Source organism: Ensifer sp. Root127 (assembly GCF_001425225.1).
Lineage (GTDB): Bacteria > Pseudomonadota > Alphaproteobacteria > Rhizobiales > Rhizobiaceae > Ensifer > Ensifer canadensis.
In genome coordinates this window covers 133,357-154,356 of record NZ_LMDX01000011.1, presented here as the reverse complement: position 1 = coordinate 154,356, position 21,000 = coordinate 133,357, and the positions used below count along the sequence as shown (strand labels likewise).

16 protein-coding genes are annotated in these 21,000 nt (G+C 60.3%); 14 read left to right on the top strand and 2 right to left on the bottom strand.

The features are described from left to right. The first annotated feature begins 21 nt into the window (after positions 1-21). The 3 genes from ASD03_RS13800 (at position 22) to exoR (ending at position 5,860) form a co-directional block, all read left to right on the top strand. Positions 22-2,862: a valine--tRNA ligase gene (locus ASD03_RS13800; RefSeq protein ID WP_057214197.1), complete on the top strand. Its 2,841-nt coding sequence runs from the start codon at positions 22-24 to the stop codon at positions 2,860-2,862. A gap of 453 nt (positions 2,863-3,315) precedes the next feature. Next, positions 3,316-4,596: an OmpP1/FadL family transporter gene (locus tag ASD03_RS13795; protein WP_025426842.1), complete on the top strand. Its 1,281-nt coding sequence runs from the start codon at positions 3,316-3,318 to the stop codon at positions 4,594-4,596. A 457-nt stretch (positions 4,597-5,053) separates the two neighbouring features. Further along, a complete protein-coding gene (gene exoR / locus ASD03_RS13790) occupies positions 5,054-5,860 on the top strand; it encodes an exopolysaccharide production regulator ExoR (RefSeq protein WP_025426843.1) in 807 nt (268 codons plus the stop codon). A gap of 26 nt (positions 5,861-5,886) precedes the next feature. On the opposite strand, the gene xth is transcribed toward exoR, so the two are convergent. Next, positions 5,887-6,681 (bottom strand): exodeoxyribonuclease III, encoded by a 795-nt coding sequence (gene xth / locus ASD03_RS13785; RefSeq protein WP_057214193.1) that lies wholly within the window; start codon positions 6,679-6,681, stop codon positions 5,887-5,889. A 205-nt stretch (positions 6,682-6,886) separates the two neighbouring features. On the opposite strand from xth, the gene ASD03_RS13780 reads away from it, so the two are divergent. Next, entirely contained in the window at positions 6,887-8,350 is a 1,464-nt protein-coding gene (locus ASD03_RS13780; RefSeq protein WP_025426845.1) for a phosphatidylserine/phosphatidylglycerophosphate/cardiolipin synthase family protein, read from the top strand. 34 nt (positions 8,351-8,384) lie between these two features. Here the strand turns inward: ASD03_RS13780 and erpA are convergent, their stop codons facing one another. Continuing rightward, positions 8,385-8,717 carry an iron-sulfur cluster insertion protein ErpA gene (gene erpA, locus ASD03_RS13775; protein WP_025426846.1) on the bottom strand — a complete coding sequence of 111 codons (333 nt, stop codon included), beginning with the start codon at positions 8,715-8,717 and terminating at the stop codon, positions 8,385-8,387. A 213-nt stretch (positions 8,718-8,930) separates the two neighbouring features. Here erpA and ASD03_RS13770 point away from each other — a divergent pair, with 213 nt between their 5' ends. The 10 genes from ASD03_RS13770 (at position 8,931) to tatC (ending at position 20,990) form a co-directional block, all read left to right on the top strand. Beyond that, positions 8,931-10,148, top strand: coding sequence for a deoxyguanosinetriphosphate triphosphohydrolase (locus ASD03_RS13770; protein ID WP_057205045.1), 1,218 nt, complete (start codon positions 8,931-8,933; stop codon positions 10,146-10,148). A 95-nt stretch (positions 10,149-10,243) separates the two neighbouring features. Next, positions 10,244-12,004, top strand: a complete 1,761-nt coding sequence (gene argS, locus ASD03_RS13765) for an arginine--tRNA ligase (protein WP_057205041.1) — start codon at positions 10,244-10,246, stop codon at positions 12,002-12,004. Positions 12,005-12,067: 63 nt separating this feature from the next. Next, positions 12,068-15,133: an SPOR domain-containing protein gene (locus ASD03_RS13760; RefSeq protein ID WP_057214190.1), complete on the top strand. Its 3,066-nt coding sequence runs from the start codon at positions 12,068-12,070 to the stop codon at positions 15,131-15,133. Positions 15,134-15,274: 141 nt separating this feature from the next. Beyond that, a complete protein-coding gene (gene nagZ, locus ASD03_RS13755) occupies positions 15,275-16,291 on the top strand; it encodes a beta-N-acetylhexosaminidase (protein ID WP_025426850.1) in 1,017 nt (338 codons plus the stop codon). Between the two features lie 84 nt (positions 16,292-16,375). Further along, positions 16,376-17,194, top strand: a complete 819-nt coding sequence (locus tag ASD03_RS13750) for a ScpA family protein (RefSeq protein WP_057214186.1) — start codon at positions 16,376-16,378, stop codon at positions 17,192-17,194. After that, on the top strand, positions 17,187-17,915 hold the full coding sequence (gene scpB, locus ASD03_RS13745) for an SMC-Scp complex subunit ScpB (protein ID WP_025426852.1): 729 nt from the start codon (positions 17,187-17,189) through the stop codon (positions 17,913-17,915). The genes ASD03_RS13750 and scpB overlap by 8 nt, the downstream gene beginning before the upstream one ends. An 88-nt stretch (positions 17,916-18,003) precedes the next feature. Further along, positions 18,004-19,116, top strand: coding sequence for an ABC transporter ATP-binding protein (locus tag ASD03_RS13740; RefSeq protein WP_025426853.1), 1,113 nt, complete (start codon positions 18,004-18,006; stop codon positions 19,114-19,116). Between the two features lie 94 nt (positions 19,117-19,210). Further along, positions 19,211-19,417: a twin-arginine translocase TatA/TatE family subunit gene (locus ASD03_RS13735; RefSeq protein WP_025426854.1), complete on the top strand. Its 207-nt coding sequence runs from the start codon at positions 19,211-19,213 to the stop codon at positions 19,415-19,417. Positions 19,418-19,491: 74 nt separating this feature from the next. Then, on the top strand, positions 19,492-20,151 hold the full coding sequence (tatB, locus tag ASD03_RS13730) for a Sec-independent protein translocase protein TatB (RefSeq protein WP_025426855.1): 660 nt from the start codon (positions 19,492-19,494) through the stop codon (positions 20,149-20,151). Continuing rightward, complete coding sequence (gene tatC / locus ASD03_RS13725; protein WP_025426856.1) at positions 20,148-20,990, top strand: twin-arginine translocase subunit TatC; 843 nt, start codon at positions 20,148-20,150, stop codon at positions 20,988-20,990. The genes tatB and tatC overlap by 4 nt, the downstream gene beginning before the upstream one ends. The last annotated feature ends 10 nt before the right edge of the window (positions 20,991-21,000 follow it).

Below are 21,000 nucleotides of genomic sequence, written 5' to 3'. Positions count from 1 at the left end.
ATCTCCAAAATTGGCTTCAAAATGCTTGATAAGACCTACGATTCCGCATCCGTCGACCCACGTATCGCCAAGAAGTGGGACGAAGAAAACGCGTTTCGTGCGGGTGCGGGAGCAAAGCCCGGCGCCGACAGCTTCTGTATCGTGATCCCGCCACCGAACGTGACGGGCTCGCTGCACATGGGCCATGCGCTGAACAACACGCTGCAGGACGTGCTGGTACGGTTCGAGCGCATGCGCGGCAAGGACGTGCTGTGGCAGCCGGGCATGGACCATGCCGGTATCGCCACGCAGATGGTCGTCGAGCGCAAGCTGATGGAACAACAGCAGCACCGCCGCCAGATGGGCCGTGAAGCCTTCATCGAGAAGGTCTGGGAGTGGAAGGCCGAATCCGGCGGGTTGATTTTCAACCAGCTGAAGCGGCTTGGCGCTTCCTGCGACTGGTCGCGCGAGCGCTTCACCATGGACGATGGTCTGTCGGAGGCCGTCCTCGAAGTGTTCGTCTCGCTCTACAAGGAAGGCTTGATCTATAAGGACAAGCGTCTGGTCAATTGGGACCCGAAGCTGCTGACGGCGATTTCCGACCTGGAGGTCGAGCAGCACGAAATCAACGGAAACCTCTGGTACCTGCGCTATCCACTCGAGCCGGGTGTCACCTATCAGCATCCGGTCGCCTTCGACGAAAACGGCAAGGCGACGGAATGGGAAACTCGCGACTACCTGGTCGTTGCCACCACGCGGCCGGAAACGATGCTTGGCGACAGCGGTATTGCCGTCAATCCGGAAGACGCGCGCTACAAGCCGCTCATCGGCAAACACGTCATTCTGCCGATTGTCGGCCGCCGTATCCCCGTTGTCGGTGACGACTATGCCGATCCGACCGCTGGAACGGGCGCCGTCAAGATTACGCCCGCGCACGATTTCAACGATTTCGACGTCGGCAAACGTGCAGGCCTCGCAGCCATCAACATCCTGACCATCGAAGGTCGGATCACCATCAAGGACAATGAGGAGTTCCTCGAGGGCCTCAGCGACCCCGCGGCCCTGCATGGCGCCTGGGATGAGCTTGAGGGCAAGGACCGTTTCGAAGCGCGCAAGATCATCGTTCGGATCTTCGAGGAAGGCGGCCTGCTCGACAAGATTGAGCCGCACAAGCACATGGTCCCGCACGGCGACCGTGGCGGGGTGCCGATCGAGCCGCGCCTGACCGAGCAATGGTATGTCGATGCGAAGACGCTGGCGAAGCCCGCGATCGCATCGGTCAAGGAAGGTCGTACCAACTTCGTCCCGAAGAACTGGGAGAAGACCTATTACGAATGGATGGAGAACATCCAGCCCTGGTGCGTCTCGCGCCAACTCTGGTGGGGACACCAGATCCCGGCCTGGTATGGCCCGGACGGCCAGGTCTTCGTAGAGAAGACCGAGGAAGAGGCGCTGCACGCCGCGATCCAGCACTATCTGGCGCACGAAGGTCCAATGAAGGCCTATGTCGAAGACCTGCTTGAAAACTTCAAGCCGGGCGAGATCCTGACCCGTGACGAAGACGTGCTGGACACCTGGTTCTCGTCGGCGCTCTGGCCGTTCTCGACGCTCGGCTGGCCGAACGAAACGCCGGAACTCGAAAAATACTATCAGACCGATGTTTTGGTCACCGGCTTCGACATCATCTTCTTCTGGGTCGCCCGCATGATGATGATGGGTCTGCATTTCATGAAGGATGCGGACGGTACGCCGGTCGAGCCGTTCCACACCGTCTATGTCCACGCGCTCGTTCGCGACAAGAATGGGCAGAAGATGTCGAAGTCCAAGGGCAACGTCATCGACCCCTTGGAACTGATGGACGAATACGGTGCCGACGCGCTGCGCTTTACCCTGGCGATCATGGCCGCCCAGGGGCGCGACGTGAAGCTCGACACCGCTCGCATTGCCGGCTACCGCAATTTCGGAACGAAGCTCTGGAACGCCACGCGTTTTGCCCAGATGAACGGCGTCACCAATAGTGACGGCTTCATCCCCGAGGCATCGTCGCTGACGATCAATCGCTGGATCCTGACCGAGCTCTCACGGACGATCCGCGATGTCACCGAAGCGCTCGAAGGCTTCCGGTTCAACGAGGCCGCTGGCAGTCTCTATCGGTTCGTCTGGAACCAGTTCTGCGACTGGTACCTCGAACTGCTGAAGCCGGTCTTCAGCGGCGAGGATGAAGCGGCAAAACGCGAATCCCAAGCTTGTGTCGCCTATGTTCTCGATGAGATCTACAAGCTGCTGCACCCCTTCATGCCCTTCATGACCGAAGAGCTCTGGGATCAGACGGCGGGCGAGGGGCGTGAGCGCGCGGGCCTGCTCTGCCACGCGGAATGGCCGTCTGCCTCCTACGCCGACGATGCCGCAGCTGACGAGATCAACTGGCTGATCGATCTGGTTTCCGGCATCCGTTCGGTCCGTTCGGAAATGAACGTCCCGCCGGCAGCGACCGCACCACTCATCGTGGTCGCAGCCAATGCACTGACGCGCGAGCGGCTAGAGCGGCATGCTTCGGCCATCGGTCGCCTGGCGCGCGTCGAGCATATCGACCATGTGGCGGTGGCGCCGGGCGGCAGCGCGCAGATCGTCGTTGCGGAGGCAACGTTCTGCCTGCCGCTTGGCAACCTGATCGATCTCTCGGCCGAAAAATCGCGTCTGGAAAAAGCGATCTCCAAGGTCGAAGTCGAGCGGGAACGTATCCTCAGCAAGCTGGCCAACGAGAAGTTCGTCGCCAATGCAAAGCCGGAGCTGGTCGAAGCCGAGCGTGAACGTCTCGTTGAACTGGATCTGCAGAAGGACTCCCTCGGCATCGCCTTGGCGCGGGTTGCAGAAGCCGGCTGAGGGTACTGCAAGCTCTGATCTTGTGTCATCCGCGGCGGAAACGTCGCGGATTTCGCATTTTCTGGCGAGATCGCTAGAGGTGTCGCCAAGCCGATTCGTTCGGCCAAAACAGTGGCTTTCTGACGCACCGACCTGGGAGTTAGAGCCCCGCTTTCAAACCCAAATTCGCGTTTTTTCCTGCAAAAACCAATGCTGTTGTTGTTGAGTAACACTTTCGGGTTATGCTGGTAAAATATCCTAACATTAGTCGATAAATACCCGTATTGCGCAAAAATATTTCAAATTGTTTGGATTGTGTTCAGATGATGAGAATCTTACGTAAATTTTATGGCGCACATGAGCACAATACCCCTGGAAAGCGGCATTTGCGATTTCACACGATCGTGAGAATACTTTTCGCACAGGCGACGTGAGGTGGATTGTCGCAGATTGAAATGCAGGGGGAGGAGCTTAATGGCTCATGAGAATTTGAAGCGGGGCGTCTTTGCGTTGGCGGCCGGAATTCTGGTTGCATCGGCGGCGCACGCTGGCGGTCTTGAACGCGGCGGTTACAATATCGACCTGCTGTTCGACCCGTCGGACTATGCAGCGGAAGCGACGACAACCTATGTCAACCCGCAGCGCGAACTGAAGAACGTCAGGGATACGAATACGACGTCTGCAGCCTTCCCATTCAACGGAACCGGACCCGGTACTGGCGGTGGCAATCTGAACTCCCGTCCCAATTCTGTCGAAGACACGGAGAGCTATTGGGTGCCGCGTGTGGGCATCAAGGCCCGCTTCGGAGAGGACGTCGACTGCATGGCTGACTATTCGCAGCCATGGGGAGCTCATACAAATCCGGGCGTAAATTGGGCCGGCGCCAACAACAACATTGAGACGAAGGTCGAGAGCGACAACTACGCCGCGACTTGCTCATACAAGTTTGACATGGGGCAGGGCCAGTTCCGCGTCATCGGCGGCGTCTTTTACCAAGAGGTCGGCGGCTTCAAGGAGAGATTGGTACAGGATTTCACGGGTGTGCCGCCGGCATTCGGCGGGTTGCAATCCGGCATCGGCAGGCTGGATCTCCAAGGTGACGGTTGGGGTTGGCGCGCCGGCGTCGGCTACGAAATACCGGAGTACGCGGTACGCGCAAGCTTGGTCTATAACAGTGCCGTTGATCTGGATAATCTGGCGGGTACGATCGATCTGCGCAATGTGCGCGGACCGGCGCCGGTCAACTTCTACGATGTGGCCGGGTTCGCCTCCATGCCGGACTCGCTCGAGCTCAAAGTTCAATCCGGTATTGCACCTGGCTGGGTCGCGTTCGGTTCGGTCAAGTGGACGGACTGGAGCCAGCTTCAGGTTCTCAAGTTCTGCCCGCCTTCCGGCGGTACCCTGGAGCAGCCTTGCACCTCGCTCGACCTGCTCTATCGCGACGGCTGGACGATCTCTGGCGGCGTTGGTCACAAGTTCAATGAACAGTGGAGCGGTGCCGTCAGCCTAACGTGGGATCGTGGCACGAGCCATGGCTATGGCACACAGTCCGACACTTGGGCGCTGGGCACCGGTGTTGCCTATTCGCCCACGAAGAATGTTGAGTTCCGCCTTGCAGGTGCTGTCGGTATCCTGACGAGCGGCAGTTCTGGCGCCGTCAACTTCGACGGCCAGGTCATCGGAGACGATGTTTCCTACGACTATGGCAACGACTTCTTCGGTGCGATTTCGACAGCGATCAAAGTAAAATTCTGATCCTCCATTGATCAGGACGCGCAAGGCCCGGTTTCATCACCGGGCCTTTCTTTTTGCCTTGAGCGACATCTGTTGGTGACTGTTCCGCTCGACGCCAATGTGACGATTCAGCAACACATTTAATGCTAGAGTTTGCTAGGGTCGGACTCAAGGTCAGTATGTCCATTTCCCGCCACAAACAGGGAGCAGCGATGTTAAGGACAAACGTGCGACTTGAGGATCGGGCCCGCAATGTTTGTAACGAAATGACGTCATGTGTCGTCTTGAACGAACTGCCGCACTTCCGCGGAAATGGTTCGGTAAGGCTACACACAATGGAGTTTCATTCTGGACTGAGTGAGCCGGTGTTTTCGGCGGTTTCGGTGAACAAGTGAATGGCAAAGAGTCATTCAGGCGTTTGTGTTTGCAGCGGTGATGAGTTCGGCGTGGCCGGCTGGAACGGAAGAATTAGACTGTGATGCTTGCGGGTGAACTGAAGTCTCTGAAGGTTGCGATGCTCGGCGTGTCGCTGGTGGTCGGCGGCGCTACGGCTGGTCCGGCACGTGCCTTTGATCCGGGCACCGGTGTCAGCAAGGAATCCGGTCCGTTTGCCCTGTTCAAATTCGGCTTCTCCGCCTACAAGAACGGCCGCAAGGACGAAGCGGTCGAAGCCTACCGCTATGCCGCCGAAAAGGGGCATACCGGCTCCCGCTGGGCGCTTGCCAATATGTATGCCTACGGCGACGGCGTCGCCGAAAACGACCTCGAAGCCTTCAAGATTTACAGCGAGATTGCCCAGCAGGGTGTCGAACCTGGCTCCGAGGATACGGGCTACTTTGTCAACGCGCTGATCTCGCTTGCCGGCTACTATCGTCGCGGTATTCCGGACAGCCCCATCAAGTCCGACATGTCGCAGGCACGTCAGCTTTACTTTCAGGCTGCATCGACCTTCGGCGTATCGGAGGCGCAGTTCCAGTTGGCGCGCATGTTGCTTTCGGGCGAGGGCGGCAACGTCAACGTCCAGCAGGCCAAGAAGTGGCTGAACCGCGCACGCAAGAACGGTCATGCCGGCGCCATGGGCGTTTTCGGCAATGTCATTTTCCAGGAAGGTCAGACCATCCGCGGTCTCGCCTACATGACCGCGGCACTCGATCAATGTTCGCCGAAGGATCGGCCATGGCTGCAGTCGATGCAGGAACAGGCATTTTCTCTGGCAACCGAAGATGATCGCCGTAAGGCGATCAACCTGTCGCAGAACATGCACACGCAGGGCGACGACGACTAGGCGCTGCCCTTGGCGTCACCTCCGCTTCAAAGCGGACGTTCGAACGCGAAATAGCCCGCGACCGGTACGTGGTCGGATGGTTTTTCCCAGGCCCGCACGTGCTTCTCGATCGACGTCGAGACCAGCCTGTCCGCCGCTTCCGGCGATAGCATCAGGTGATCGATCCGTATCCCGAAATTCTTCGGCCAGCATCCGGCCTGATAGTCCCAGAATGAGTAGAGCGGAACGTCATCCGTGGTCGAGCGCACTGCGTCAGTCAGGCCGAGATTCCGCAACTGGCGAAAAGCCTGGCGTGTCTCAGGCAGGAACAGCGCATCGTTCTGCCAGACCTTGACGTCCCAGCAGTCGTGTTCCTCGGGGATGACATTGTAGTCGCCGGCAAGAATGAGCGGCTCTTCCAGTTCCAGCCGACGTTGCGCGTAGGCGGAAAGGCGCTCCATCCAGCGCAGTTTGTAAGGGTACTTCTCGCTATCGACCGGGTTGCCATTTGGCAGGTAGAGCGAGCAGACGCGGATGACGCCGCCGGAGACGGAGAAGACGCCTTCGATAAATCGAGCCTGCTCGTCCGCGTCGTCGCCCGGCAGACTGCGGTTGACTTCGTCAGGTTTCAGCTTGGAAAGCAGCGCAACGCCGTTGAAGCCTTTCTGGCCGTGCGTTTCGACGTGATAGCCGAGCGCTTCGATCTCAAGGCGCGGGAAGTTTTCATCGACCGACTTGATCTCCTGCAGGCAGACGATGTCCGGGTTCGATTCTTTCAACCACGCCAGCAGGCCGTCGATTCGCGCCTTGACGCCATTGATGTTCCAGGTGGCAATCTTCATGGCTCGAAACGCCCTTCTATGTCAGTGAATCCTTCCGGACGGCTTCTTGTAACGACTCGGGATTCGTTTGACAAATCCGATACCTGCGGTCTTTTCGCGGAGAAAGGCCCCGTACATCAATAACGGGCAGCGCTTTTCACGCACTTGCCGTATGCGGGCATGCCGTTGAATTGATTCCCACCCGCCGAAGGCTATAGTCCCCCACATGATCGACCTCATCCAGAACTATTGGCCGCATTTCCTCGTTTTCCTGTCTTTCGTCTTGGGCGTGCCGGCGGCCATCCATGCCGCCATGACCAAGGACGATGTTCGGGCGGCAGCCGGTTGGGTCGGCGTCGTGCTGCTGTCACCGATTGTTGGGGCGGTCGTCTATGGTGTTGCCGGCATTAACCGCATCCGCCGCTCGTCCATCGGCATGCAACGCTCGTTGCTGCGCGGCCGCGGCCCCGATCAGTTCGGGCGCTTCGATGTATCCGATGCCGAGATTGGCACGCGTTTCGGCCAACGATTCTCGGCAATGAAAATCCTCGGTGACCGGGTGTCGCGGCATGCGATGTCCACAGGCAACCGCATAAGCATGCTCGAGGGCGGGGATGCGGCCTATACCGCCATGCTGCATGAGATCACCCACGCGCGCCGCAGCATCCTGCTTGAAAGTTACATCTTCGATCGAGACGCGCTCGGCTTGCGCTTCGCCGATGCATTGATAGCGGCGCGTGGGCGAGGGGTCGAGGTACGGGTGCTGATCGATGCGGTGGGCGCACGCTACTCCGTACCGAGCATCGTCGGTTATCTCAAGGCTGCGAGCGTGCCCACGGCCGTCTTCAACGGCAACATCATCATGGGGCTCAGATTGCCCTATGCCAATCTGCGCACGCACCGGAAGATCCTGGTCGTCGATGGCAAGGTCGCCTTTGCCGGCGGCATGAACATCCGCGCCGGCTTCACCACCGAAATCGCCGGTCCCGAAGCGGCCTATGACACCCATTTCCGCATCACCGGGCCTGTCGTTGCCGACATCTTCCAGGTTTCTGCCGAGGATTGGCAGTTTTCGACGGGTGAACTTCTGGCAAGTGACACGTGGAAAATCGAGCCGACCTCGCCGGCGGCAAAGGCGCCCGGCATTCTGATGCGCGCTGTACCGTCGGGGCCCGACAAAACGAATGAAACCAATCACAAGATGCTGATGGGTGCGTTCTCGGTGGCGCGAAAGAACATTCGACTGATGTCGCCCTATTTTCTTCCTGACCGGGAGTTGATCAGCGCGCTTGTGACGGCCGCCCGCCGTGGCGTAGAGGTGGATATTGTCGTGCCCGCGGTCAACAATCTGCTGCTGGTCGACCGCGCCATGACAGCGCAGTTCGATCAGGTGTTGAAGGGGCATTGCCGCGTCTGGCGCGCAAAGGGTGCCTTCAATCACTCCAAGCTGCTCGCCGTTGATGAGACTTGGGCCTATGTCGGCTCGACGAACCTCGATCCGCGGTCGCTACGCCTCAACTTCGAATTCGATCTCGAAGTGCTCGATGACGGCTTCGCACGCGATGTCAGCAGCCGCATCGCCGCAATCGCGGAGTCTGCGGAAGAGGTGACGCTAAAGGATTTGAATGCCCAGCCTTTAGCTGCGCGCTTGGCAAACCGCCTGCTCTGGCTGGGATCGCCATATCTGTAGCAATGAGCGGCGCACGGGAATGCGCCCGCTTGGGTCAGATGGAAAAACTCGTTCCGCATCCGCAGCTTGCGACAGCATTCGGATTCTTTATCTGAAAGGACTGGCCGAGCAGGTTGTCGATGAAGTCGATCTCCGAGCCACCCATATAGACGAGCGACAAGCTGTCGATCAGGACCTTGGCATCGTCCTTTTCAAGCACGAGGTCGTCGTCGTTCGCATCGTCGACCAGATCAAATTTGTACGAGAAGCCCGAGCAGCCACCGCCCTCGACGGAAACCCGCATGGCATTCTTATGGCCGTCCGAATGCAGAATGGTGGCGATCCGCTTGGCGGCCGCGTCGGAAAGGGTCACTGTTTCCTGTGTCATATTTGCCTCCTGCCGGGGTCAAGAACCGGAGAGATTCGTTTTCATTGCATATTCGGCACTTGGCCGGTTTCGACATGTCTTTTAATGTCGAGCGCCAAACCGTTGCTTTGACTTCCGGAATCGGTCGATGTTTGGTCGACGCTTTCCCGTAGCTTTCACTATAGGTATGAAGGCTTGAATGTCCCGTCAATGGGGCGACCACGCAGGTGTGAAATGACGTTCGACAAAAATGCGCTCGGCTTCGGTTACGGTGAACATGCGCCATTCGCGTCGAATCCCTGGGCGACGCGCGGCAGGCTCTACCCGGAAGCGACAAGCCCGACGCGGTCCGATTTTCAACGTGACCGCGACCGCATCGTGCATACGACCGCCTTTCGCCGGCTAAAACACAAGACGCAGGTCTTCATCGCCGCCGACGGCGACCACTATCGCACCCGCCTGACCCACACGATCGAGGTGGCGCAGATTGCACGCGCGCTGGCGCGAGCGCTGAAGCTGGACGAGGACCTCGCCGAAGGCGTGGCGCTCGTCCATGATTTCGGCCACACGCCGTTCGGGCATACGGGCGAGGATGCGCTGCATGAGATGCTCAAGCCCTATGGCGGCTTCGATCACAACGCCCAATCGTTGCGTATCGTCACCAAACTCGAGCGGCGCTACGCCGAGTTTGACGGCCTGAACCTCACCTGGGAAAGCCTGGAGGGGCTGGTAAAACACAATGGGCCGCTTCTGAGCCTTGACGGGCAGGGCACCCACGGCCCGGTGCCGCAGCCGATCCTGGACTATTGCGCTATTCACGACCTTGAGCTTGCAAGCTTTGCGAGCCTCGAAGCACAGGTGGCGGCGATCGCCGATGATATCGCCTACAACACCCATGATATCGATGACGGTCTGAGGTCCGGCTACCTGACCTTCGAGATGCTGGAGGACGTGCCGTTTCTCGCCCGCCTGATGCGCGAGGTCAGCGATCGTTATCCCGGCCTTGAAGCGAGCCGCTTCACCCATGAGATTATGCGCCGCCAGATCACGGCGATGGTCGAGGACGTGATTGCGGTCGCGCAGACGCGCCTCCGGGATATCAGGCCCGAAAGTGCCATGGATGTCAGGCAGGCTGGTAGGGTCATAGCGACATTCTCGGACGAGATGGGCGAGACCGACAAACAGATCAAGAGACTGCTGATGACGCGGATCTATCGCCATCCCGAGGTGATGCGGGTGCGCGAAGGAGCTGCGTCGATCGTTTGCGATCTCTATCGCGCCTTCATGGCCGACCCTTTGCTGATGCGCGAACATTATTGGATCGACCAGATCCCTGGTATGGCCGAGCCGGCGCGGGCGCGTCATGTCGGCGACTATCTGGCCGGAATGACGGATACCTTCGCCATCAGTGTCCACCGCCGTTTGTTTGACCATACGCCCGATTTGCGGTAGGGACGCCCCGCCCGGAGGCTTTTGGTTCAACCGAACCGGGCCTCCTTTTGAGTTTTGCACCGACCATATTCTGTCGGGAAAAGCGGACGGATCAGATGAATCTCTTCACGGACTTCGAATCAAGAATTAAGGATATTCTCGAAACGCTTGATGTCGTTCGAGAAAAGCGATCCGAACTTGACTTCGCCCGTATCAATGTCGAGCCGCCGCGCGACCCCAGCCATGGCGATGTCGCGACCAATGCCGCGATGGTGCTTGCCAAACCGCTGGGCATGAATCCGCGCGCGCTTGCCGATCTGATCGTCGAGAAGCTCAAGCAGGACCCTGAGGTCACCGATGTTTCCGTTGCCGGTCCAGGCTTCATCAACGTGCGGCTTTCCGTCTCCTACTGGCAGAAGCTGTTGACCGCGATGGTTCGCACCGGTGCGGACTACGGCCGCAGCACGACCGGTGCCGGCCGCAAGGTCAACGTCGAATACGTGTCGGCCAATCCGACCGGGCCAATGCATGTCGGCCATTGCCGCGGTGCCGTCGTCGGCGACGCGCTTGCGAACCTGCTAGCCTTTGCCGGCTACGAGGTGACCAAGGAATATTACATCAACGACGCCGGCTCGCAGATCGATGTGTTGGCGCGTTCGGCCTTCCTTCGCTACCGGCAGGCGCTTGGCGAGGAGATCGGCGAGATCCCGTCGGGCCTCTATCCCGGCGATTATCTCGTACCCGTCGGCGAGGCGCTGGCCGACGAATTCGGCACGAGCCTGCGGCTGATGCCCGAGGACAAGTGGATGCCGCTGGTCAAGGAGCGCACTATTGATGCGATGATGGTCATGATCCGCGAGGATCTTGCCGCCCTGAACGTCACCCATGATGTCTTCTTCTCGGAGCGGACCCTGCATGCCAATGGCGCTGCCAAGATCCGCACCGCGATCAACGACCTGACCTTCAAGGGCCACGTCTACAAGGGCACGCTGCCACCGCCGAAGGGCCAGCTGCCGGAGGACTGGGAAGACCGGGAGCAAACGCTGTTCCGCTCGACCGAGGTCGGCGACGATATCGACCGGCCTTTGATCAAGTCGGATGGCAGTTATACCTACTTCGCTGCCGACGTTGCTTACTTCAAGGACAAGTTTGACCGCGGCTTCGACGAAATGATCTATGTGCTCGGCGCCGACCACGGTGGTTACGTCAAGCGGCTTGAGGCGCTGGCACGCGCGGTGTCTGGCGGTGCGTCGAAGCTGACTGTACTGCTTTGCCAGTTGGTCAAGCTCTATCGCGAGGGTGAGCCGGTCAAGATGTCCAAGCGTTCCGGTGACTTCGTGACGTTGCGCGACGTCGTTGATGAAGTCGGACGCGATCCGGTCCGGTTCATGATGATCTACCGGAAGAACTCCGAGCCGTTGGATTTCGATTTTGCGAAGGTGACAGAGCAGTCCAAGGACAACCCGGTCTTCTACGTGCAGTACGCACATGCGCGTTGCCGGTCTGTCTTCCGTCAGGCTGCGGACGCTTTCCCCGAACTCGACCTGTCCACCGTCGATTTTGCCGGCGCAATCAATGGCCTGATCGTCGATCCGGCGGAGCTGCAGCTGGTCGCCAAGCTCGCAGAATATCCGCGCGTCGTGGAGGCTGCGGCACTGGCGCAAGAGCCGCATCGCATCGCGTTTTACCTTTACGATCTTGCCGCTGCCTTCCATGGACACTGGAACAAAGGTAAAGAGAATCCGGAATTACGTTTTGTTAACGATAAAAATAGAGAATTAAGTACTGCCAGACTCGGGCTGGTGCATGCTGTCGCTTCCGTACTGAAGTCGGGCCTGTCCATTACAGGCACCTCTGCACCGGAAGAAATGCGATAAGTATTGTCACCATTTTCCCACAATGCACTGGCAAGTGAATGCAGGCAATTGTGAGTGGAGAGCATGGCAGACAAACAATTCGCACGAAGCGGGCCGGCTGAATTCGATGTATTGGCAGACGATGATCCGTTGGCCGAACTCGCCCGGATCGTCGGCTACGATGCCCGGCCGGCTGTCCAGCAGTTGCAGGAATTGCAACGCCACCAGGAAGCCGTCCGGCAAGATCCGACGTTCGATCTCGAGGAAGAGCTCCTTCGAGAGTTCGATACCTATGATGCGCCGCGCGCGGCAGATGTTCAGCCGGACAACGATCCAGTTGAAACTGTAGCTGCGCCCGCAGAAGAGCTTCAGCAGGTCGAGCCGGTGCTTGAATTTGCGCCAGCCGAGTTTGCTGTGGCCGAATCGGCGCCAATCGAAGATGCGCCGGCGATTAAACCGGAGTATCAGCCGGTCGAACTCGCAGAGACATGGCCAGAGGCCGCTCTTGAAGAAGTCGACCGCGGCCACGCCGAATTCGTTGCGGTTCCCGAGGCGACGTCCACTTCGATCACTGACGTAACGGGATACGACGTGGTTTCGGAAGCGGTCGAGCCGACCTTCGATCTGGAACGCGAACTCGAGCTCTCGCTCGGTGACGTCGATCTTTCTCCGACGGCCGAGATTGCGCCGATCAAACAGCACGTTGGTGCACCTGAAGAATGGCATGCGCCGGTCGAGGACATTTCGTTCGACGTTTCCGATTTCGCCGATCAACTGGCAACAGAGCAGGCCTCGCTGTCCGTCGAGCCAGCCTTCGAAGTGGCTCCGGCCGCCGAGGCCAGCAACGCCTATGCGTCGGACAATGCCTATTCGTACGAACCGACAGTGATCGAGCAGGTCGCTCCGGTTGCCGTAGAGCCGGCTTTCGAACCGGCTCCGGCTGCCGAGGGCAGCAACGCCTATGCGTCGGACAATGCCTACTCGTACGAACCGGCAGTGATCGAGCAGGTCGCTGCGGTTGCGGCAGAGCCGACAACAGATAACGCCGTCGATGAGCTTCTTGCCGATATCGAGCGGTTTCCGGTACCGGCTGCGACCGGCCTGGTCGCCGCTGCAGTTCACACTCATCCTGCGATTCATGCGCGGGCCGAGCCGGCTGTCGTGGCTGCGCCACCTGTCAAGAAGAGCCCCTATCCCTTCACGCCGACGTTCAGTCGCGCCACCCCGGTCGCTTCGCCCTCGGGTGCCGGCCAGCAGCGCGCCTTTGCTGGTCCGATCGTCTCGTCGATCCCTGCTGCCGCAGCACCTGTAGCCGCCGCACCGGTGGCCGCAGCGGTTGCGCCAGAGGCTGTCGTCGAGCCCGCTCTTCCGGCTACCGAGCCGGAGAACGAGCCGAGCTTCGACATCGAGAACTTCGAAATGGAGCTCTCGGATGTGGCGATGGAAATGGAGCTTCCGGAATTCGACGCTTCTGAGGATATCGCCGCCGCAGTGCAGCAGCCGGTTTTCGCCGCTATCGAGCAGGAGCCGGTACAGCATGAAGAGCCCTTCGTAGCACCGTCGGTCGCAGCTGCGCCCTTAGAAATCGAAGAGCCGCCGGTTGAAAGCGTTCTGCCGTTCGATCCGTCGATGATCGCTGAAGCCGATACCGGCGTCGCACCGATCGCCGATATGGATGTACCGCAACTGCCGGTCATCGAGACAGAAAAGCCGGTCGCTTATCCCGCCGACTACGATCTCGATATCGACGCGGAAATGGCCCAGCTCTTCGGGACGCCGGCACCATCCGTCAGGGAGACGCAGGCTCGCCCCGTCGAGGCTCGTGAACCTGCACGCTCCGCGCCGGCAGCCAAGCCGGCCGCATCGCTCGGCGCAGCACCGATGGATGATTTCGACGAGTTCGAGAAGGCAATGGAAGAAGACTTCCGTCGCTCGATGGTCGAACGTCAGAACACGCCGCGCGAATCCGAGCGCGCTCAGCCTATGTCCGGCCAGGCCGACGCCGGTGTTTATAACGAATACGGCTCCGGTCGCCGCTCGCAGCGCACAATGCTGCTCGCTGCAAGCGTCGCCGGCATCATCATTCTCGGTGGTGCAGGCGTCTACGCCTGGATGGGTGGCAGCGATGCCGTTTCGTCCGGCGAGGGTCCGAAGATCATTCTCGCCGACAAGTCCCCGGTAAAGGTCGTGCCCGAGGAAAAGGGCGGGAAGACCGTGCCGAACCAGGACAAGGCCGTCTATGACCGCGTTGCCGGTGCTCAGGGCACGGGTCCTCGGCAGGAGGCACTCGTCTCCTCGACCGAGGAACCGATGGACGTCGTCCAGCGGACGCTGACACCGGAAAACCTGCCGAATGACGGCAGCGATGAAGCGGATGCTCTGGGTGCTTCACCGAATGCGGACGAGGAGTCTGCCCGCCTTCTGCCTGGTGACGGTGCTGCCGTGCCGGCTGATCAGGAAGAGGACAAGGCTCCCGCAGTCGCGCCGCGAAAAGTACGCACGATGATCGTCAAGCCGGACGGCACGCTCGTCGCCCGCGAAGAGCCGGTTGCTGAACCGGCGACGGAAGTTGCTGGCAACACCCAGCCGGTTCCGGCAACGGCTTCGGGTCAGGTTGCGGCGTCGGGCACTGAGGGCCAGGCGACAGCCACGGGCGCCGGTTCCGAACTTCGCGCAGCCGGCGAGGCACTTGCAGGTGCCGACCAGGTCGCACTTGCTGCCGCGAGCGACGCCACGGTAAACGCCGCTGGCGTTGAGGCACCGCTGCCTCAGACCCGCCCGACCGGGCAGGCTGGCAACGTGGCTGGCGCCGTACCTGAAAGCGCAAGCGCACGTCCGGCGGAAACGCAGGCCGCCGCCAACCCTGCAACGGATACCCAGCAGGTTTCGACGGCATCAGTGCCGGCTGGCACCTACTTCATCCAGGTGGCGTCGCTGCCCTCCGAGGCCGAAGCGAAGAAGTCCTACAACAGCCTTTCGAACAAGTTCGGAAGCGTTATCGGTGGTCGCGGCGTGGATATCCGCAAGGCGGAGATCGCGGGTAAGGGCACCTACTATCGTGTCCGCATCCCGGCCGGTTCGCGCGAAGAGGCCAATGCGCTTTGCTCGCGCTACAAGGGCGCTGGTGGCAGCTGCCTCGTGACCAAGTAGTCACAGCAGCAATATTATCCCCAGAGGGGCGCGGCAGAGATGCCGCGCCCTTTCACGTTTCAGTGACAGTAGTCTGTGCATGACGCGCACCGATAGCTATTCTCGCTTCGCTGTGGGCAAGCCGCGCATTATGCTTTTGGCATGAGCGAATCAAAAGCATTTATCTCCGGCTGCAAGGGTCTTTCTCTTTCGAGCGAAGAGCGCAGCTTCTTTGATGGCGAGCGGCCCTGGGGCTTCATCCTCTTTGGCCGCAACATTGGCGAGGAACAGCAGATTTCCGATCTGGTCGCGGCGCTACGTGACAGTATCGGCAATCCCGCGGCACCCGTGCTGATCGACCAGGAAGGCGGACGTGTTCAGCGCATCCGGCCGCCGCTTGTTCAGCAGTATCCGAATGGTGCGGCGATCGGCGAGATCTACCGCCGTGATGCCGAGGGCGGTTTGCGTGCGGCCTGGTTGATGGGGCGGCTGCATGCGTTCGATCTGATGCGGTTCGGCATCACCGTCGATTGCCTGCCGGTGCTCGACGTGCCGGTTCCCGGCAGTCACGATGTGATCGGCAATCGCGCCTATGGACACGATCCGCAGAGTGTCACGGCGATCGGTCGGGCGATGGCGGAAGGCCTTAAGTCCGGTGGCATGCTGCCGGTAATGAAACATATGCCCGGCCATGGCCGCACTTTCGTCGATTCCCACCACAGCCTGCCGGTGGTCAGCGAAACCTTCGACGAGCTTGCCAAGAGCGATTTCCTGCCCTTCATCGCCATGAAGGACGAGGTCATGGCGATGTCGGCGCACATGGTCTTCACGGCGATCGATCCGGACAATCCGGCAACGACCTCGGCCAAGGTTGTGCGTGAGATCATCCGCGGCCATATCGGTTTCGACGGGTTGTTGATGTCCGACGACGTTTCGATGAATGCGCTGGCCGGCGACATGTCCACCCGCGCGCGCAACATCATCGACGCCGGACTTGATCTCGTCTTGCATTGTCATGGCATAATGGACGAGATGAAGGCTGTAGCGGATGTCGTCCCGGTTCTGGCCGGAGAGACATTGCGCAGGGCAAGGGCCGCAGAGGCCGCCTTCCGCAAGCCTGATAATGCGAACGAGCAGGAACTACGTGCCGAATTCAACAGCCTGTTCGCGACGGTTTGAGGACGGGTACGGCCGGCGGGAAAGGATCAGGCTGTCGTGAGCAACGCGGGTGAAAAGCAAGGCAGGTCCGGGGCGAAAGCGCCGATGGATCCCTTGTGGCAGGACGAGACTGCGGAGCGCGGATTGCACGATGAGGCGCTGGTCATCGACATCGCCGGCTTCGAGGGCCCGCTCGATCTGCTCCTCCATCTTGCTCGCAGCCAGCGGGTCGATCTTGCTCGCATCTCGGTGCTGGCATTGGCCGAACAATACATCGCCTTTGTCGAGCGGGCGCGCAGCATCCGCATCGAACTGGCCGCCGACTATCTCGTCATGGCGGCTTGGCTTGCCTATCTCAAGTCGCGGCTGCTGATCCCGCAGCAGGCGAAGGATGATGGTCCCTCCGGTGAGGAAATGGCATCGGCGCTGGCGTTCCGGCTGAAGCGCCTCGAAGCCATGCGCGAGGCCGCCACCCGGCTGATCAACCGAAACCGCCTCGGCCGCGATGTTTTCGTGCGTGGTGCGCCGGAGCATATCGTCACCGAGCGGAAGTCGGACTATGACGCTTCGCTTTACGATCTGCTGACCGCGTATGCGAGCTTGCGGCAACGGACAGCGATCACGCAAGTGACGATCGAAAAGCGCCACGTCTGGTCGCTCGCCGATGCGCGATTGATCCTGGCACGCATGATCGGCCATCTGGACGATTGGACCGCGCTCGATCACTTCCTGTTGCGTTACATGACGACGCCGAAGGAGCGGGCGACGGCCATCGCCAGTTCCTTTGCCGCCTCGCTGGAAATGGTACGTGAGGGGCGCCTGGAAATCCGCCAGGAAGAAGCGTTCGCGCCGATATATCTGCGGCGTGGGCCGAACCCGATCGATGCGGCGACGCTCGCCGATATGGAGGCAGCCCGTGGCTGAGCCGCAGAAATACCTCCCGGACGTGACAGACGAAGACGGCGAGAACGACGGCCTTGTGTTCGATCCGCGCATGGAGCAGGAAACCGAGCGAATTGCCGAAGCGCTGGTGTTTGCCTCCGCGCAGCCAATCTCCGAGGCTTACATCGCCACCCGCCTGCCGCGCGGTGCCGATGTCCCGCGCATCATGGCGCGATTGAAGGCGCTTTATGCAGGCCGTGGCGTCAATCTGGTGCAGGTGGCCGATCACTGGGCGTTCCGCACGGCCGCCGACCTGTCCTTCGTCGTGCAGACGGATGAGAAGGAGGTTCGCAAGTTGTCGCGCGCCGCGCTAGAGGTTCTGGCGATCATCGCCTACCACCAGCCGGTTACCCGCGCCGAAATTGAAGACATTCGCGGTGTGCAGACATCCAAGGGCACGCTGGATGTGCTGATGGAGGCGGGCTGGGTCCGCTTCCGTGGCCGCCGCCGCACGCCCGGGCGTCCGGTCACCTTCGGAACGACACGCGATTTTCTCGACCACTTCGGCCTGGAGGAACTGCGCGACCTGCCTGGCATCGAGGAGTTGAAGGGAGCGGGGCTTCTCTCCGGCCGCGTTCCGTCCAACCTGCATATTCCCGTGCCCGTCGGCGAAGATGACCTGGCGGAAAACGAGGATCCGATCACCCAGCTCGATCTGGAAGAACTGGGGCTCTTGACTCCGAAGGGCGAAGAGGCCGATTAAAAAACCTGATTGGAGATATCGGCTTTCTCCATCGAGCCTGCACCCGGCATGGTCGCCGCGGTGCCACCGGTGTCAAGGAATACGCAGCATGGTTTCAGATACGCAGGACGGGCCCGTCATGGCAACGCGACGGACGGCGGGCGTATCTTTCGCGGCGAGCCTGACATTCGAGGATATCCACCACAACTACCATTCCAAGGAGACTATCAAGGGCGTCAGCCTGGCGGCCAAGGCCGGCGAGGTCCTTTGCCTGCTCGGCCCCTCCGGTTCCGGCAAGACGACGCTGCTGCGGATCGCCGCCGGCATCGAGATGCAAAGCGCCGGCCGCCTCCTGCTTAACGGCCAGGAGATTTCTGGCCCGTCGGTCTTCTTGCCGCCGGAAAAGCGCGGTGTCGGTCTGATGTTCCAGGACTTTGCGCTGTTTCCGCACATGACGATCCGCGACAATGTTCGCTTTGGGCTGACGGCGCTTCCGAAGAAAGAAGCGCTGATCCAGGCCGACGCAGCCCTGGAACGGGTCGGTCTTTCGCATTACGGAGATCGTTATCCCCATGTGCTTTCGGGTGGCGAGCAGCAGCGTGTGGCGCTCGCCCGTGCGCTCGCGCCGCGGCCTGCTGTGCTGTTGATGGACGAACCGTTCTCCGGGCTCGACTCGCGGCTCAAGGATTCGATCCGCGCCGATACGCTCGCCATCCTCAGAGAGACGCGTGCCACCGCGATCGTCGTCACGCATGATGCCGAGGAAGCGATGCGCATGGCCGACCGGATCGCTCTGCTCAAGGATGGGCGCCTGGTCCAGGTCGGCACCGCCGACGAGCTTTATCGAGAGCCACGGGACCTGTTTGCCGCCGGTTTCTTTTCGGAAATCAACGTGTTCGACGCCCAGGTGCGCAACGGTCGCGTCGATACGCCGCTCGGCGGCGTGGATGCCAGCAAGTACCGCGATGGCCAGCGCCTTTCCGTGGCCGTGCGGCTTTCGGGGCTGCGTGTCGGCAAGGACGAAGGCGACATACAGGCGCGGATCGTCTCGCGCCGTTTCATCGGCGTTGTCGAACTGCTCGAACTGGCTGTGGCGGGCTGCGATGGAACCGTGCGCGCCCGTATCCGCGCGGACCAATTGCCGCAAGGATTGCGCGATGTAATGCTTTCAGTTAACGAGCGGGATATATTGCTGTTTGAAAAAGATGTTCCGACATCTTAGGGTCTGTGGCGAAAAGAGGCTGTGCTGGTGGCGCGCCTGAAAATTGACACGCGAATAGGGCCTAAATCGGGGAAGGCTCAGAGGGAGTAAACGCATGGGTTCCTTTAGTATCTGGCACTGGCTGATCGTTCTGGTCGTGGTGCTGTTGTTGTTCGGTCGCGGCAAGATTCCGGAACTGATGGGCGACGTTGCCAAGGGCATCAAGAGTTTCAAGAAGGGCATGAACGACGACGACGTCGCTTCCGCCGACAAGCCGCTCGACGGCAAGACTGTTGATCACAAGTCTGACGAAGTTCGCTAACGATCGAGCACCGATAGCGCCAGGCTGGGATTACCTCCCGGCCGGCCGCACCACGGGTTTGCAGGACATATCGAATGCTTGATATCGGCTGGACCGAGCTAGTCGTCATTGCCATCGTACTGATCGTTGTTGTCGGACCGAAGGATTTGCCGCCGATGTTGCGCGCCTTTGGCCGCATGACGTCGAAGCTGCGCGGCATGGCGTCGGATTTCCGCCAGCAATTCGATGAGGCGTTGCGTGAGGCGGATCTCGAAGACGTCCGTAAAACGATCAGCGACGCGCAAAGCCTCAATCCGGCAAATGCGCTACGTGACGCGATGAACCCGTTGCGCCAGATCGGCAACGAGATCAAATCCGATCTCCAGAAGGCCGCATCACCAGACAAGGCGCCCGTATCCGCTGCAGAGCCGCCAGTTTCCTCCGTGGAACCGGTTGCCGTTGGCGCGGCCGAGGCAAAGCCAGCCAACAGCATTGCGGCCGCGGCGATTGGTTCTGCCAGCCGGCAAATGCAGCGTGCCGAAGCTTCTGAGCCTGCGGCAAAGCCGAAACGGGTAACGAAGGCCAAGGCAGACGCTACGCCCGCGCCCAAGAAGGCCTCACCGGCGAAGGCGGCAACCGCCAAATCTGCACCCGCCAAGACGGCTGCAAAGAGGCCTTCCAAGGTCGAGGCAGAGCAGCCGAAAGAAAAAACACAAAAGACACGCGCGGCAACGCGCAAGAAAGGTGACGTATGAGCGGCGATATCGAGGACCGGCCGCAGCCGCTGATCGAACATCTGATCGAGCTCAGAAAGCGGCTGATGTGGGCCGTTGGCGCGTTCTTCATCGCCTTTCTCGTCTGCTTCTACTTTGCCAAGGGTCTCTTCAACCTTCTGGTGCTGCCGTTCAAATGGGCGGTCGGTTGGGCCGGGATGGATCAACGCAATGTCGAGCTGATCTACACTGCTCCGCAGGAGTTCTTTTTCACCCAGATCAAGGTGGCGATGTTCGGCGCTCTCGTGATCGCCTTTCCGGTGATCGCGTCGCAGATCTACAAGTTCGTCGCCCCCGGCCTCTACAAGAACGAGCGTGCGGCATTCCTGCCGTTCCTGATTGCCTCGCCGCTCCTGTTCCTGCTCGGTGGCGCGCTCGTCTATTTCTTCTTCACGCCGATGGTCATGTGGTTCTTCCTGGCGATGGAGCAGGGCGGTGACGAGGGGCATGTTGCAATCCAGCTTCTGCCCAAGGTCTCGGAATATCTGAGCCTGATCATGTCGCTGGTCTTTGCTTTCGGCCTCGTGTTCCAGCTGCCGGTGGTCACCACGCTTCTGGCCCGCGTTGGCTTCGTCAGCGCACAGGGACTTGCCGAGAAGCGCAAATACGCGATCGTGATTGCCTTCATTGTCGCGGCCGTCCTGACACCGCCGGACCCAGTCTCCCAGATCGGCCTTGCACTGCCCGCCATCCTTCTCTACGAAATTTCGATCTATACGGCGCGACTCGTCGAGAGACAGCGGGCAGCGGATGCGCTCAAGCGTGAGGCTGCCCAGTCGCAGGAAGAAACTTCCGAAGAGGTTGGCCCCGCAAAGGGCTGAGCATTCGACG

Coding starts and splice junctions, on each gene's coding strand:
- exoR (WP_025426843.1), top strand. CDS start 5,054: ATGCTTGCGGGTGAACTGAAGTCTCTGAAGGTTGCGATGCTCGGCGTG.
- erpA (WP_025426846.1), bottom strand. CDS start 8,717: ATGACACAGGAAACAGTGACCCTTTCCGACGCGGCCGCCAAGCGGATC.
- ASD03_RS13735 (WP_025426854.1), top strand. CDS start 19,211: ATGGGTTCCTTTAGTATCTGGCACTGGCTGATCGTTCTGGTCGTGGTG.
- ASD03_RS13760 (WP_057214190.1), top strand. CDS start 12,068: ATGGCAGACAAACAATTCGCACGAAGCGGGCCGGCTGAATTCGATGTA.
- ASD03_RS13740 (WP_025426853.1), top strand. CDS start 18,004: ATGGTTTCAGATACGCAGGACGGGCCCGTCATGGCAACGCGACGGACG.
- tatC (WP_025426856.1), top strand. CDS start 20,148: ATGAGCGGCGATATCGAGGACCGGCCGCAGCCGCTGATCGAACATCTG.
- ASD03_RS13750 (WP_057214186.1), top strand. CDS start 16,376: ATGGATCCCTTGTGGCAGGACGAGACTGCGGAGCGCGGATTGCACGAT.
- ASD03_RS13800 (WP_057214197.1), top strand. CDS start 22: ATGCTTGATAAGACCTACGATTCCGCATCCGTCGACCCACGTATCGCC.
- tatB (WP_025426855.1), top strand. CDS start 19,492: ATGCTTGATATCGGCTGGACCGAGCTAGTCGTCATTGCCATCGTACTG.
- ASD03_RS13770 (WP_057205045.1), top strand. CDS start 8,931: ATGACGTTCGACAAAAATGCGCTCGGCTTCGGTTACGGTGAACATGCG.
- ASD03_RS13795 (WP_025426842.1), top strand. CDS start 3,316: ATGGCTCATGAGAATTTGAAGCGGGGCGTCTTTGCGTTGGCGGCCGGA.
- nagZ (WP_025426850.1), top strand. CDS start 15,275: ATGAGCGAATCAAAAGCATTTATCTCCGGCTGCAAGGGTCTTTCTCTT.
- ASD03_RS13780 (WP_025426845.1), top strand. CDS start 6,887: ATGATCGACCTCATCCAGAACTATTGGCCGCATTTCCTCGTTTTCCTG.
- argS (WP_057205041.1), top strand. CDS start 10,244: ATGAATCTCTTCACGGACTTCGAATCAAGAATTAAGGATATTCTCGAA.
- xth (WP_057214193.1), bottom strand. CDS start 6,681: ATGAAGATTGCCACCTGGAACATCAATGGCGTCAAGGCGCGAATCGAC.